Raw genomic sequence first — 14214 nt, forward strand, 5'->3', positions numbered from 1 at the left:
CGAATAGGAATCGGTAATTTTTCTAACTTAATTGCCGAAAACCATTTATTAAAAGCAGAATTTAGTTTATACTTATCCATAAGTTGGGTCCTTTTTATTGGTCTTGGATAAGTCATCCAAGTTCAGTATAAAGGACTTTTTTGCATATTGGAATAGGATACATAACATTGTGAAACATATTATGTTTCATGCAACACTAGTGAGACAATACGTTGAATTTAGAATTTGTTTTAAGGATGGTTAAATAATATGTGGAGCAAGAAAAAGTTACTCTTTTAGGAGTGTCATTTGATAACAAAACAAAAAAATTGTTGAAGAATTATTGCTCCGGATTCAAGAGGAGAAAAAATTGTAGTTACGGCAAATCCTGAAATTGTTATGTATGCTAAAAAATCCAAACTATATGAATATCATAAAAAAGCCAATTACATTGCTGCTGATGGTATCGGCAACATTAAAGAAGCTAAAATTATTCAAACACCAATAGTTGAAAGAATAGCAGGATATGAATTAATGCTCAATTTACTTAATAAAGCAAATCAGCATAAGTTGAAGGTTTCTTTTTTAGTTGCTACAGAAAAAGTATCTGTTAAAACAATAAAAAAGTGAAACAAATCTATCCTCCCATTAATATCGTTGGTTCACATAATGGTTACTTTGACTTCTCAGATCAATCTATTATTGACAAAATTCAATATACTAACCCTGATATAGTATTTTGTTGCTTTGGGGTTTCCAAAACAAGAGCAATGGGTTCAACAATATATGACTACTGCTACTGAAGGTTTATTAAGGGGTGTTGGTATAAGCTTTGATGTGCTTTCTGAAAAAACTAAACGAGCTCTAAAATTTTTTCTTAGGTTTCATCTTGAATGGTTTTATCGCCTGAACAAACAACCGTCACGAATTGGCAGGATGATGGTTTTACATCATTTCATTTTAGAACTAAGAAATAAAAAAAAGTAAGCATAATTAACTGATTATTTTTATTAGTAGTCGCCAGTAAAGTATAAAAAAACGTTTAGTTATATTATATATTCTGTTGATGCTTCTTGATATTATTCGTTATAAATTTAAAGCAGAGGCTGGGACAAAACCCCAGCCTCTGCTTTTTTATTTTGATATTTTATTTCGTAGTTTTTGCAGAGTCAGATAACTTTTATCTTTCCAAGTGACTGTTTTGATTTGTGCCATTTTTTTATTTTTACTGGCAGGTCCTACTGGATTCTCTTTCAGTCCATTATAGATCGACAACATTTGGCGTTTTATCAGTTTCTTCTGTTCTTTTGAATAGTTGTTTTGAAAGTACATCTTCTCTAATTCTTTATAGATGACTGCGTAAGAATCAAACGTTCGTTTCAGTCTTTCATTACTTTGATTGGTCATTATAGAATTTTCACGATAACGTCTATTGTAATAATAATGATTCATGTACATCATTGAATGAATAGCTACAAAAACTTGTGTCGTGAACAACTCATCTTCATGTAAAATACCCTCATAAAAGCGAATGTTGTTTTTTTCAAGGACTTCTCTTCTTATTATATATAAATACACTGGGGATACAAAAGTTCGACGATTGGCTTTAAACAAATTATTTGTGTAAATTATGTCCTCTTGTAAACGATGACTAAAATCATAAGAATTTTGTTCAATAGGTTCGTTCAGCTCGTCAAGAAACGCCTTACCATTAAAACGAATCAAATCCAATTGATTTTTTTCAAGATACTTTACAGTTTCTTCTATAGTATTCAATTGAATGTAATCATCTGAATCTACAAACAGTACGTATTTTCCAATCGCTATTCCCAATCCGGTATTTCTTGCCCCAGACAATCCTTTATTGGCTTGCGTAATCAGCTGAACTCGCTTATCTGATAAATAAGGTTGTACTTTTTGATTGCTGTTGTCGGTACTGCCATCATCAATGACAATGATTTCTAATTGTTGATACGTTTGGTCAATGATTGATTGAAGACAGTCTTCTATATAAACTTCTACATTGTATACTGGTACAATCACTGAAACTAAAGGATATTCTACCATTACTTTTTTCCTTTCACTAATACATCTTTAAGTAATTTCATTTGCCCCGTAACCATCAACCCGATTCCAAATAACACTACAAAAGCTGACCCGTAGATAAGAAGATTAATAAAGTTCACAAAAGGCAATTCGGGCATGAAGAAAAAGAATACCATTTGGAGCGCAGCCATAATCAGTGGCTTTACTAAAGCTTTGATGACTTCTGTAAAGTTTGTTTGAAATAATCGATACATCAGGAGATAAATGGTTTGAACAAAATTGATTGAAAAAGCGATAATGACCATTAAAGCCACATATTCTATCTTACCAGCAAAGATCCCGATGAAAATAGCGGAGACTGTCACAATGGCTGATAAAATTCCAGAAAGCAGCAATAAATCGGTCCGGTTAGCGGATTGGAAGATAGCCCCTGTACTGCTGGATATCATTTGCACCCACACAGAAACAGCTAAAATTTGAAAAGGAAGCACACTTCCACTCCATTGATCTCCAAATAAAAATAAAATGATTTCGCTCGCATTAAAGAATAAAAAGACTGACAAAGGAAGTCCAATGGAAGCTAAAATAGTCGTAATTTTTAAGTAGACCGTTTTGATTTTTTGCAAATCCGTTTCATACTCCGACATGATCGGTTGGATAACAGGTGAAATCACGTTGGTCAATATTTGATTGGGATACAATGATACCTGATAAGCTTTATCGTAAAAAGCTAGCGCACTAGCTGAAAAGTAACGCCCAATCAGCATACTGTCCAGATTTCTTGAAAAATAATTGATAAAATTAAACAGAAACTGATTTTTAGAGAAACTGAATATCTTTTTTAACGGACTGGTATCTAATTTGAATTGAGGGTTGATATCTGTTTTAAAATAAAAGACAACAAATAATAAAGCCGCTTTGACAGTATTGCTGATAATCAATGCATAATAACTGAATCCATTAAATGCCAAAACGATTGAGACTACTCCTGAAGCTACATTTGCTAAGATAGTGACCATGTTTACGGTACTGAATTTTTTTTCGCGCAGCAATATCGATTGCGGGACCACTAATACGCCATAAAAAAACAAACAAACGGCTAATACCATGCTAATGGGTATGTACACTTGATTGCTGTAAAAAATACTAATGGGATAGCCTAGGAAGACAAACACAATTCCTAAGAATAAGGCTAAATAAATAGAAAATCCAAAAATACTGTTTATTTCATACTTTGTTAAGGTTTTATTTTGAATAATGGCTGGCCCTATTCCGAAATCAGCCAACATTTGGAAAAAGATCAAAAAAACATTTACTACCGCCACGATTCCATACTCTTGAGGAGTCAAAATTCTTGATAAAATTGCCGTTACTACCAGCTGAATCACAACGTTGGAATATTTTCCCAAAGCGCTGTAAAAAACACCTTTCTTAAATTCATCAGCCATTCCCATCAATGATCTTCTCCTTATTGCCTTAGCTAAATTTTTCTTTGATCCATTTAAAGCTGGTTTGGAAATTCTTCCCCACCACTACCCTTAAATGCATCACTTGTAACGCACTAAAATAACGTTCTTTTTTTAATAATTTGATCAGTAATTTTACAAACGCATTCGATTCCTCTTCTACGTTAAATTCTGACACTGCCAGATTGATTTTCGAGTCACTCATAATCTCTTCTACTCGTTCCACTTTTTCACTAGTACTTAACGGGCAATCTTTCCATGCCAAATTGCTTAATTCCAAATAGAGAGCACCCCAGTATTCTTTATGAACCAGATCTGCATACTGCTGTTCTTTTTCCCAGTGCTGCATCCATTTTTCAAAATGGTTTGCAATGTTGTATTCATATGAAAACCGTTCTTTTCGATAGCGATTGACCGCTGAGCCTTCTCGAAATACATAATGGTAATACGCTTTTTGGTGATAGACTACATCCTCTAGATCATAGCCTACCTGTTGGTTGAATAAAGCATCTTGTCCTACTTTTTGATTTGTAAACCGGCAATGGCGTTGTTCTAAATATTCACGTCGATACAATTTATTCCATAACGCATACGGAGACAGAGCATAGTGTTTTCGAAACTGTTCTCTGAAGTCTTCTTTAGAAAGTTTCCCGCTTAATAGAGGCAGCTGCTCTACTTGATGGACATCCCCAGCTTTATTGATCGTTTCGTTAATGTAACCAAATACCACCATATTTGCATTGGTCTCTTCAGCTTTTGCAACAGTTTCTTCAATCAAGGTTTCTTCAAAGTAATCATCAGGATCAGCGAAGTAAATATATTCTCCAACAGCTGCATTAAGACCTGCATTTCTGGCATAACCTGAACCCGCATTTTTTTGGTGAATGACTGTGATTCGCGTATCTTCTTGTTGGTAATGATCGCAAATAGCTCCAGATTCATCAGTTGAACCATCATTCACTAATATCAGCTCGATATTGTGGTACGTTTGATTTAACGCGCATTGAATGGCATTTTTTAATTGTTCAGCCACGTTATAAATAGGCATAATAATAGATACTTTGCTCATAGGTCTATCCTTTCCTGCTGACTGTTGCAATGACTTGCCTATTATAGCATAATCTTACAGTCCAAACATTACAGTTTTCTTAAGAGTTTCTCGGTAAACTCTAGAGAATTGTTATATACATGAGGCGTTATTCTATTGTTCAACCCTAAGTAAAATATGCTTACGGATTATAATCATACAAAAAAAAGTTTTTTTCTTTCTTTTTCCGTTATACTAAAGTGGATAACTTTCATTTGAAAGTTCATTTGCACAAAAGGATTTATACCTTATTTTCAGTTTAATAAAAAAGGAATCTTTACTTTATCTCTAAGCTACTTCAATGGTATGATAAATAAAAAGTTAGACTAGTAAACGTGTTAAGGATGATTAGGGAATATGGAGCATAAAAAAGTATCGGTATTAGGGGTTTCTTTTGATAATAAAACTAAAGGCACACTCCTCAAAGAATTAATGAAACGGATCCATCAAAACAAAAAAACATTTGTCGTCACAGCGAATCCAGAAATCGTGATGTACGCAAAAAAAGATTCCTCTTATATGTTGCTAGTAAAAGAAGCGGACTATGTCATAGCGGATGGTATCGGCATCATCAAGGGCTCAAAAATATTAGGAACGCCTATTGTAGAACGCGTCGCAGGATATGATTTAATGATCAGTTTGCTTGAAGAAGCGGATAAAAATGGCAGCCGTGTTTACTTATTAGGTGCAAAAGAGGACGTTTTACAAAGTACTGTTCAAAAAGTTCAAGAACGCTATCCTTCTATTCATTTAGTTGGAGCAAGAAATGGCTACTTTGATTTGTCCGATACATCGATTATTGAACAAATTCAACAAACTGAACCTGATATGGTATTTGTTGCAACCGGCTATCCGAGACAAGAGCAATGGATTCATCAATACTTGCAAACTGCTTCAAAAGGGTTACTAATGGGCGTTGGCGGCAGCTTTGATGTTTTGTCTGGCAAGTCCAAACGATCACCAAAAATATTTATCCAATTAAATATCGAGTGGCTGTATCGTTTGATCAAACAGCCTTACCGTATCAAGCGGATGATGGCTTTGCCTCACTTTTTGCATGAAGTCAAGCAAGAGAAAAAACAGCTTCGCAATAAACAATCCTAAAACTGAACATAACTTTGTTCAGTTTTTTTGTGAAAATAAAGAGATTAAAATTGATGATAAATGAGGTTAACTATCTATGAAAGTACTACACGTAAATGCAGGTTTAGAGAATGGTGGCGGTAAAAACCATATCCTGTCGTTGCTCTCTCAATTTGATTCAGCAACGGCTGAGCTACTTGTCTTAGAGAATGGTATCATCGCTGAAGAAGCAACAAAATTAGGTATTACTGTCCACAGGATTGAACAGAAATCGCGTTATGATTTATCTATTCTAAAACGAATGGCTCAATTTATTATAGAAGGTTCTTTTGATATTGTGCACACGCATGGCGCGCGTGCGAATTTTATGTTTGCCGCTATCCATAAAAAAATTCCTTCCATTTGGGTGACTACTGTCCACAGTGACCCTACTCTTGATTTCATGAATCAAGGATTAAAAGGGACTATTTTCACTAAATTAAATATCGCGAGCCTGAAAAAAGCAGATTATTTAATACTGGTATCTGACAGTTTAGAACGACCTTTACTTGATTTGGGAGTAAAAAAAGACAATATGACTATTATTTATAATGGAATTCAATTTGAAACGGATGAAGTCGAACGAAAGTCTAAAAATGAGGTATTTACTTTAACTTGTGTTGCTCGCTTGCATCCTATTAAAGGACACGAAGTCTTGTTGAAGAGTTTAGCCGCTGCTCAATTTATGGATTTCAATTTGCATTTAGTTGGCGATGGTGAATTAAAACCTACACTTGAGCAAATGGTTCAAGAATTGAACTTGCAAAAACAAGTCCAATTTCATGGATTTTTGGATTCCGGACAAGTTGAAACACAAATTGCTCAATCTGATTTGACAGTTTTAGCTTCTTACAATGAAGGCTTCCCTTTAGTTCTGCTGGAATCGGCTAAACAAAAAGTCCCATTTATCGCTACGAATGTTGGCGATATCCAACGATTACTGCCAGATAGCAGTTATGGCTGGTGTATTCCGGCCCACTCAGTCAGTTCTCTAACAGAAGCTTTAAACGAAGCTTATAACGCTTGGGAACAAAATGACTTAAAAGCTAAAGGTGAGAAAGTGTATCAGTTAGCTTCCGATCAGTTTTCTCTTCCTCGTTTCTACAACAATACTGTCGCTCTTTACCAAAAGTTGCTTCAGTAAATCATGTCGAAAAAATAGACATTCCATTCTAAACTATCAAGAAAATAGTTTGTGTGATAAAATAAAACAGATGAAAGAACCTTTTAAATTAAAGAAACCAACTTAAGAAAGAAGGCTAATTTATGTCAATTTTAGTTACAGGCGGTGCTGGTTATATCGGCAGCCATACAGTAGTAGAATTATTGAATGCAAATTATGAAGTAGTCATTGTAGATGACTACTCAAACAGCAAACCAGAAGTCTTAAATCGCATCAAAGAACTTACGGGTAAAGGCTTCAAATTTTACGAAGCAAATATTTTAGACAAAGAAGCATTGGAACCTGTCTTTAAAGAGAACGCTATTGAAGCAGTGATCCACTTTGCGGGTTACAAAGCAGTCGGCGAATCGGTTGCCGAACCTTTGAAATACTACCACAATAACTTAACGGGTACTTTTGTATTGTGCGAATTGATGGCACAATACAATGTGAAGAAAATCGTGTTCAGTTCATCTGCAACCGTTTATGGAATGAACAATGTTTCTCCACTTACAGAAGACTTGCCATTAAGTACAACAAATCCATATGGGACAACAAAAATGATGATTGAACAAATCCTACAAGACGTGTATGCTGCAGATCATTCTTGGAGCATCGCGCTTCTTCGTTACTTCAACCCAATCGGAGCACACGAAAGCGGCCGTATTGGTGAAGATCCAAATGGAATTCCAAATAATTTAATGCCGTACATCACTCAAGTGGCTGTTGGCAAACGTGATCACTTAAGTGTATTCGGAGATGACTACGATACTCCTGACGGTACAGGTGTCCGCGACTACATTCACGTAGTTGATTTGGCAAAAGGTCATTTAAAAGCTGTTAAAAAAGTGTTAGAAACAGAACAAATTGAAGCTTATAACTTAGGAACCGGTGTGGGATATAGTGTGCTTGATGTTGTAAACAACTTCGAAAAAGCCACTGGTCAAAAAGTGCCTTACGAAATCGTTGAAAGACGTCCTGGTGACATTGGAACGTGTTACTCTGATGCAACTAAAGCTGCCACTGAGTTAGACTGGAAAGCGGAATTGTCTTTAGAAGACATGTGCCGTGACTCTTGGAAATGGCAAAATAACAACCCGAATGGTTATGCAGAATAATAACTGAAATGCCCCATTCGCTGATGAACATTACATCAGCGAATGGGGCATTTTTTTATTCTATTACACTACTCACTTAGAAGATAAACTCTTTTGATCAAATGGGTACACAATTGCTCGATAGACGGCTTCTAGCTCATAAACCTCACACTTCTACCAGCGCTATTGTGAGATAGACTGCTTCTACTTAATAATCCTCAACTTGCTGTCAGCGCTATTGTGAGATAGACTGCTTCTACTTAATAATCCTCAACTTGCTGTAACTGTCATTATGAACTAGACGGATTTCTAGCGAGTACAAAGCCATCATCCCAATTCAGATGATGGCTCCTGCAGTTTATGGTAAAACTTTCCCAGTACTCTTATACAATTTATACCACTCTTCACGAGTCAAGGTGATTTCTGACGCTTGGCAAATAGCTTTGATACGATCCGGATTCATGCTTCCCACAATCGGCTGCATTCGTGCTGGATGACGCAACAACCAAGCAACAGCAATAGCTTCGCGAGCCACAGCCTTTTCAGCGGCCATTTCATTGATCAACTGATTTAGCTCTGGATAATCTGGGTGATCAAAGAATAAGCCTTTCTTCCCATTACCTGCTTGGAATGGCGACCAGGGTTGGATGGTCATATCATTTAGTCGACTGTATTCCAAAATACCACCATCGTGAACTACGGACGCTTCATTGACCATATTGACGTTAAAGCCAGCATCAATCATGGGTGCATGCGTAATGCTCAACTGCAACTGATTAGCAATCAGAGGTTGTTCAACTGTTTTTTTGAGCAGTTCAATTTGAAGCGGATTTTGGTTGCTGACACCAAAATAGCGCACTTTTCCCGCTTTTTCCAGTTCGTCAAAAGCAGCTGCTACTTCCTCTGGTTCTACTAACGTATCGGGACGATGCAACAGTAATGTGTCGACATAATCTGTCTGAAGACGTTTCAAACTAGCTTCTACAGATTCAATGATGTGTTCTTTTGAAAAATCAAACATCACTCCTGGAACGATTCCAGTTTTCGTTTGCAGCAAAACTTTGTCCCGCGAGATCCCCAACTCTTTAAAGGCTTGTCCAAAAATCTGTTCCGAATCTCCGCGACCATAAATATCGGCATGATCAAAATAATCAATACCTTCATGAATAGCAGTCTCAATGACTGTTTTAGCTTCTTCATTGGACAAAGTGTTCATACGCATAATACCAAGGGAAATTTCGGATGCCATTAATCTTGATTGTCCTATGTTGATTTTTTTCACTTGTCTTCCTCCGCTTCACTATATTTTTGAAATCGTTTTCCATTATAGTATACCACTCTTTACCTGAAAAAGTCCTCTCCTGAGCCACTGCTTTTAGCATTGTTCTATAAAATCCATTTTTTGAGTCCAGGTATTTTGATCAGCATTTTCACGACAACATAACCCAAAGCTGCCACAAGTAATACTAATAAAGGAACCGAAATCAAGGGGTTCAACAATTGGGTATCTATGTTAGCTGAGTTCAACAGAAAGATGATCAATACATGGCTCAAATAAACCCCAAAGGAAATATCGGAGAATTCCTTGATCCATTTTCTAGCTGTTTCAGAAAAAACACGATTGTTAAAAGTTTCTTTGAACCACACAAAAACAGCGATACTGGTCATCATGACATTCGGTGTCAAATATTCAAACAACCACCCTACTGGTTTTCCGGCTTCTAAAGATAAATAGCTGGTTCCGAACAAGGTTACTAACAGCCCCACAATTCCCAATCCATAGATCCAGCGCTTTACTTTCGGTGTTACTCCATAGCGGTGCAAATAACTTCCCGCAAAGAAATATCCGACATAACCAAACGTAATGTCCAGATTTATCCAGTCATCGGCGATAGTGACTGTTGAGCCAATCGGAAACTGTCGAATTGTCGGAATGAGAAAACCTAGCACGAAACAATACGCCATTATGTATTGCATTAATTTCTTTTCTTCCGCTATTTTGCGTAAAAAAGGCGTCATAATATACAATTCCACAATCCGAAATAAAAACCACAAATGAAAATGCCCTTCAATAAAGCGGTCGATTGTTTCACTCACTTGGTCTGCAGAAAATGACTGAAACGGATAAAACGCCATAAAAACAGCATAGAAAGACGACCAGAAAAGGAATACACGTACGATCCGCCAGATATTTTTGCGGTACAATTTTCTGATCCCAATTTCTTTTGTGGGTTCTAAGAAAAATATTCCACTGATCATCACAAATAACGGCACACAAATACGTGCTACCGCATCAAAAGCATTTAATGTCTGCCATTCCATCGAATTGATTTGGTACCAATCAAAATTGCTGGATGAAACATGGACAACAATGACTAAAAAAATGGACGTGATGCGAATTAAATCTACATACCATAAACGATTTTTCATAATTTACTCCTTTTTCATTATCGTACTGTATTATACCAAACAATTATGAAAAGGTTCTTCTATCTGCTCTTCAGGGTCAGTAGTTTAGTCACACTCGTTCTTGTGATTGTATTAAATAGGATTGAACTGAATCGGTAACGCTCCACCGAAAGTTAGGCTAACACTTAATTTTCAGGTGCATTTTTTATATCCACGCATAGTTACGAATTTAGGCTGCAAGTGGTTCAAAGGGGGCTAAAGGGGGCTTTTGCGGACATTTATTCACGAAACATAAGATATTTCTTATTACTCTATCCTTAAACTCTGTTGGAACAGTAATACAGTGGCTTTGAGACAACCAGTGGCGTTGTTATTTTAATTTATTCTTCAAGTGAGTCTTCTTTCAATGTTCACTTGATGAATAAACCTGCTTTATTAGTCAAGTGAGTACTTCTTTTAATGCCACTTAATGAGTAAACCCACTTTATTCATCAAGTGGGAAACAATTCCATGCTCACTTGATGAATAACCTGCCTAAATTGATTTTGCGTTCCTGTTTTGTCTTTTTTACTGGAAATTGGAACATCTAACCTTTCTCACAACTCTAGCTTTCTCCTCACTAAACAAAAAACATCATCACCAGTCAATGAATTCGACTAATGATGATGCTAGTTTATTTATTGATCCCCTTGAGAAGTTAAAATGCGTGGACCGTCTTTCGTGATCGCTAATGTGTGCTCGAATTGGCAGCTGATTCCGCCGTCTTCTGTGCGCGCTGTCCAACCGTTGTTGTCCATTTTCGATTTCCATGTACCAGTATTGATCATGGGTTCGATCGTAATGACCATTCCTTCTTTCAAACGCAAGCCTTTACCTGCTTCACCATAGTGAGGTACAGATGGGGCTTCATGAAGTGTTGGTCCAATTCCATGACCGATAAATTCACGTACGACTGAAAAGCCTTCAGGTTCTACATAAGATTGAATTGCATGACCGATGTCACCGATGCGGTTTCCAACTTGTGCTTGCTCGATTCCTTTGTATAAAGCTGTAAGAGTTACTTCCATCAATTTGTCCAACTCAGGAGTAGACTCTCCAACAATGTAACTCCAACAAGAGTCGCTCAAAGCCCCTTTCAAATTGATAACCGTATCCACTTTGATCAGATCTCCATCTTTTAATTTCTCTTTACGCGGAAAACCATGACAAATTTCATCATTGATGCTGACACAAGTTGCGTATTCATATCCTTCAAAACCAATTTGCTCTGGAATAGCTCCATTATCAATAATAAATTTATGGCAAAATTCTTCAATGTCCCAACTAGTAATCCCAGGTTTAATAAAATCACGCAATGCAATATGCATGTTCGCTAGTAAAGTACCGGACTCATCCATTGCATCAATTTCACGTGCTGACTTTAATGTAATCACTTATATTCCTCATTTCTATTTTTTACACTGTCCATTCCTTACTATTATAACGCATTTTCACAGATTGTGAAGGGTAACTCTGTCTGTTATTTATCCCAAAAGCCTATAAATACGCTTACTATAGTTCTGTATTGAGATTCACGAAAGACATCTCCACCATGTCAAATCGGTGTCGAACTTTAGAATATTCCAAAGGTATGCCACTTGAAGTGAACATCACTTTACTCACTTCTAGGACCGGTTCGTCTTCTGAACAGTTTAAGTATTCCTTATCCAATTCATCCGGTTGAGCGGCTCGAATCGTTTGCCGATTTTCGCCAAATACGATCCCTAATTCATTCCGAATGTAGTCATACATAGATTGCTGCAAGACCTCTTGAGTCACCCCTGGAACAAGAGTCAGCGGCAAGATCGAATGTTCCAAAGAATAAGGCTGATTGTTCAAAATACGCAACCTTTCAATTTCATATACCGGATCTTCTTTTTTGAGCAGCAATTGTTCGCACTCTTCTTCTGTCGGAAAACGCACATCGAATTTCAACGTTTTGTTTTCCAATTCCATGCTTTCGTCCACATGAGCAGTTAGACCAACATTTTGTCCAATGCGGATACTGGATTCTGCTAATTGGAGGGCGTTCTGTTTGATGTACGTTCCAGAACCTTGAATCGTATAAATCAAACCGACAACTGTCAGCAGATCTAACGCTTTTTTAATAGTCACGCGACTCGTTTGGAATTCTTTTGCCAATGTCGTTTGGTCAGGCATTCGGTCTTCAATGGGGTATGTCCCGTTTTTGATACGTTTTCGAATTTCATTTGCGACTTCTTTGTATTTTGCCACCACTTTTCACCTACCTCATAAGATAACGGGAATTCTTATTTAGTATAGCACGAAGCTGTCTACTTATACATATCAGTGAACTAAATTGTATAGTCAAATTTAAAGGAATAAAAAAGAGTTGACAGAATCAACTCTTTTTTTTATTTGCGCTATTTAAATTCAGGCTCATCCGGGAGAACCAATTGACGTTGTGCAATCATTTCTTTATACCAAAAAGCCGATTTTTTTAACGAACGGTCGCGATTGTTTTCTAGATCAATCCGTACCAATCCATAACGGTTCTTAAAGGCATTCATAGGCGAAACGCAATCTGTAAAGGCCCACAGCATGTACCCTCTACAATTCGAACCCGCTTCGCGCACATCTAATAAGCGGCTGATATGTTCGCTGACAAATTCAATGCGGTAATCGTCTTGAACAACTCCTTCTTCGTTCATGAAACGTTCTTCATCTTCAATGCCCATTCCGTTTTCAGTCAGGATCCATGGAATATTCCCATATTCCTCTTTTAAACGCATTCCCATATCGTAGACGATTTGTGGATAGATCTCCCAACCGCGTGATTTGTTCATCCGACGACCAGGTAATTCAAACGGATCAAAGTAATAGGCAGGATGGAATGGAGTATTTTCATTCCACTGATGCTTAGGTGCTTGGACACGATGCGGAAAGTACAAATTCACACCTAAGTAATCCACTGTATTTTCTTTGATAATAGTAAGCTCCTCTTGTGTGTAATCAAAAGTAATGTCGTGTAAGGCCATCACTTGGAACAAGTCTTCCGAATATTCACCTTTTACCAATGGATCCATAAAGACTCGGTTATAGAATAAGTCATACATGTCAGCTGCTTTTTTGTCCGCAAGCGAAGAAGAACGTGGATACGTCACTTCTGGATTCAAAACGACACCGATTTCTCCATCGTATTTTTTTCGGTGGTACAATTCGACCACTTTTGCTGTAGCTAAAACTTTGTGGTGATTCCATTGCATCCATTTGCGCGTATCTTGTTCATGGGGGTAACGGATCGCGTCTAAATACACACGTGTTTGGATTACGATCGGTTCGTTGAATGTAAACCAGCTCTTTACTCGATCAGCGTACCGTTCAAAGGCGATTTCGGCGTAACCGACAAATAATTCAACGACTTTTTTCGAACTCCAACCATCGTACTTTTCCTGTAAGGTAGTCGGCAATTCATAATGTTCCAGACACAACATCGGTTCAACACCAGCATCCAGTAAAGTATCAATCAAGTCGCTCACGTGTTGTGCATACTCTTCATCTACTTCAAAAGTTTCATAATTGGTAAAGAAGCGAGACCAATTGATAGAGGTCCGGTAATGAGTCAAGCCGATCTCTTTCATGTAGGCAACGTCTTCTGCGTATCGTTCATAAAAGTTTGTCGCTACCCCTGGTCCGTATCCATCATGCCAAACGTGGCGTTCATTCTTGTACCACGTATCTAAGTAGGAATCTTGTCCTTCTTTTTTGCCTTTCCAGCCTTCTGTTTGCCATGCGGATGATGCTGCTCCAACGATAAAATCTTCTGGTATTGTTTTAATCACGAAA

General features: G+C 37.2%; 12 protein-coding genes and 1 pseudogene. 5 read left to right on the top strand and 8 right to left on the bottom strand.

Features of this window, described 5'->3' with window-relative positions; translation table 11 throughout:
- Positions 1–378: 378 nt before the first annotated feature.
- Both ACEN4I_RS03955 and ACEN4I_RS03960 read left to right on the top strand, forming a co-directional pair.
- Positions 379–782: pseudogene (locus tag ACEN4I_RS03955) on the top strand (WecB/TagA/CpsF family glycosyltransferase).
- The gene (locus ACEN4I_RS03960) at positions 766–966 is read left to right on the top strand and encodes a WecB/TagA/CpsF family glycosyltransferase (protein ID WP_407102846.1); all 201 of its coding nucleotides are present in this window, start codon (positions 766–768) and stop codon (positions 964–966) included. Before ACEN4I_RS03955 ends, ACEN4I_RS03960 begins: the two are co-directional and overlap by 17 nt.
- Before the next feature lie 147 nt (positions 967–1113).
- Here ACEN4I_RS03960 and ACEN4I_RS03965 read toward each other — a convergent pair whose 3' ends face one another.
- From ACEN4I_RS03965 to ACEN4I_RS03975, 3 genes are read right to left on the bottom strand one after another with little or no spacing between them, the layout of a single operon-like run.
- The gene (locus ACEN4I_RS03965; RefSeq protein ID WP_407102847.1) at positions 1114–2046 is read right to left on the bottom strand and encodes a glycosyltransferase; all 933 of its coding nucleotides are present in this window, start codon (positions 2044–2046) and stop codon (positions 1114–1116) included.
- Entirely contained in the window at positions 2046–3479 is a 1434-nt protein-coding gene (locus ACEN4I_RS03970; RefSeq protein WP_407102848.1) for a lipopolysaccharide biosynthesis protein, read from the bottom strand. Before ACEN4I_RS03970 ends, ACEN4I_RS03965 begins: the two co-directional genes overlap by 1 nt.
- A gap of 22 nt (positions 3480–3501) precedes the next feature.
- Positions 3502–4560, bottom strand: coding sequence for a glycosyltransferase family 2 protein (locus tag ACEN4I_RS03975; RefSeq protein ID WP_407102849.1), 1059 nt, complete (start codon positions 4558–4560; stop codon positions 3502–3504).
- Between the two features lie 375 nt (positions 4561–4935).
- On the opposite strand from ACEN4I_RS03975, the gene ACEN4I_RS03980 reads away from it, so the two are divergent.
- The 3 genes from ACEN4I_RS03980 (at position 4936) to galE (ending at position 7980) form a co-directional block, all read left to right on the top strand.
- The gene (locus ACEN4I_RS03980; RefSeq protein ID WP_407102850.1) at positions 4936–5682 is read left to right on the top strand and encodes a WecB/TagA/CpsF family glycosyltransferase; all 747 of its coding nucleotides are present in this window, start codon (positions 4936–4938) and stop codon (positions 5680–5682) included.
- A 76-nt stretch (positions 5683–5758) separates the two neighbouring features.
- On the top strand, positions 5759–6844 hold the full coding sequence (locus ACEN4I_RS03985) for a glycosyltransferase (RefSeq protein WP_407102851.1): 1086 nt from the start codon (positions 5759–5761) through the stop codon (positions 6842–6844).
- Positions 6845–6966: 122 nt separating this feature from the next.
- The gene (gene galE / locus ACEN4I_RS03990; protein WP_407102852.1) at positions 6967–7980 is read left to right on the top strand and encodes a UDP-glucose 4-epimerase GalE; all 1014 of its coding nucleotides are present in this window, start codon (positions 6967–6969) and stop codon (positions 7978–7980) included.
- 337 nt (positions 7981–8317) lie between these two features.
- On the opposite strand, the gene ACEN4I_RS03995 is transcribed toward galE, so the two are convergent.
- From ACEN4I_RS03995 to ACEN4I_RS04015, 5 genes are all read right to left on the bottom strand, one after another.
- Positions 8318–9241, bottom strand: coding sequence for an aldo/keto reductase family oxidoreductase (locus ACEN4I_RS03995; protein ID WP_407102853.1), 924 nt, complete (start codon positions 9239–9241; stop codon positions 8318–8320).
- 104 nt (positions 9242–9345) lie between these two features.
- Positions 9346–10389 carry an acyltransferase gene (locus ACEN4I_RS04000; protein WP_407102854.1) on the bottom strand — a complete coding sequence of 348 codons (1044 nt, stop codon included), beginning with the start codon at positions 10387–10389 and terminating at the stop codon, positions 9346–9348.
- 656 nt (positions 10390–11045) lie between these two features.
- Positions 11046–11801, bottom strand: a complete 756-nt coding sequence (gene map / locus ACEN4I_RS04005; RefSeq protein ID WP_407102855.1) for a type I methionyl aminopeptidase — start codon at positions 11799–11801, stop codon at positions 11046–11048.
- A gap of 118 nt (positions 11802–11919) precedes the next feature.
- Positions 11920–12642, bottom strand: coding sequence for a GntR family transcriptional regulator (locus ACEN4I_RS04010; protein WP_407096977.1), 723 nt, complete (start codon positions 12640–12642; stop codon positions 11920–11922).
- Between the two features lie 149 nt (positions 12643–12791).
- Positions 12792–14210, bottom strand: coding sequence for a glycoside hydrolase family 1 protein (locus ACEN4I_RS04015; RefSeq protein ID WP_407096978.1), 1419 nt, complete (start codon positions 14208–14210; stop codon positions 12792–12794).
- Positions 14211–14214: the final 4 nt, after the last annotated feature.

The organism is Desemzia sp. FAM 23990 (assembly GCF_045528485.1).
GTDB lineage: Bacteria > Bacillota > Bacilli > Lactobacillales > Carnobacteriaceae > Desemzia.

Bases quoted from the DNA above. Each gene is read 5' to 3' on its own strand.
- ACEN4I_RS03985 (WP_407102851.1), top strand. From the start codon at position 5,759: ATGAAAGTACTACACGTAAATGCAGGTTTAGAGAATGGTGGCGGTAAA.
- galE (WP_407102852.1), top strand. From the start codon at position 6,967: ATGTCAATTTTAGTTACAGGCGGTGCTGGTTATATCGGCAGCCATACA.
- ACEN4I_RS03980 (WP_407102850.1), top strand. From the start codon at position 4,936: ATGGAGCATAAAAAAGTATCGGTATTAGGGGTTTCTTTTGATAATAAA.
- ACEN4I_RS03975 (WP_407102849.1), bottom strand. From the start codon at position 4,560: ATGAGCAAAGTATCTATTATTATGCCTATTTATAACGTGGCTGAACAA.
- ACEN4I_RS03960 (WP_407102846.1), top strand. From the start codon at position 766: ATGACTACTGCTACTGAAGGTTTATTAAGGGGTGTTGGTATAAGCTTT.
- ACEN4I_RS03965 (WP_407102847.1), bottom strand. From the start codon at position 2,046: ATGGTAGAATATCCTTTAGTTTCAGTGATTGTACCAGTATACAATGTA.
- ACEN4I_RS03970 (WP_407102848.1), bottom strand. From the start codon at position 3,479: ATGGGAATGGCTGATGAATTTAAGAAAGGTGTTTTTTACAGCGCTTTG.
- ACEN4I_RS04000 (WP_407102854.1), bottom strand. From the start codon at position 10,389: ATGAAAAATCGTTTATGGTATGTAGATTTAATTCGCATCACGTCCATT.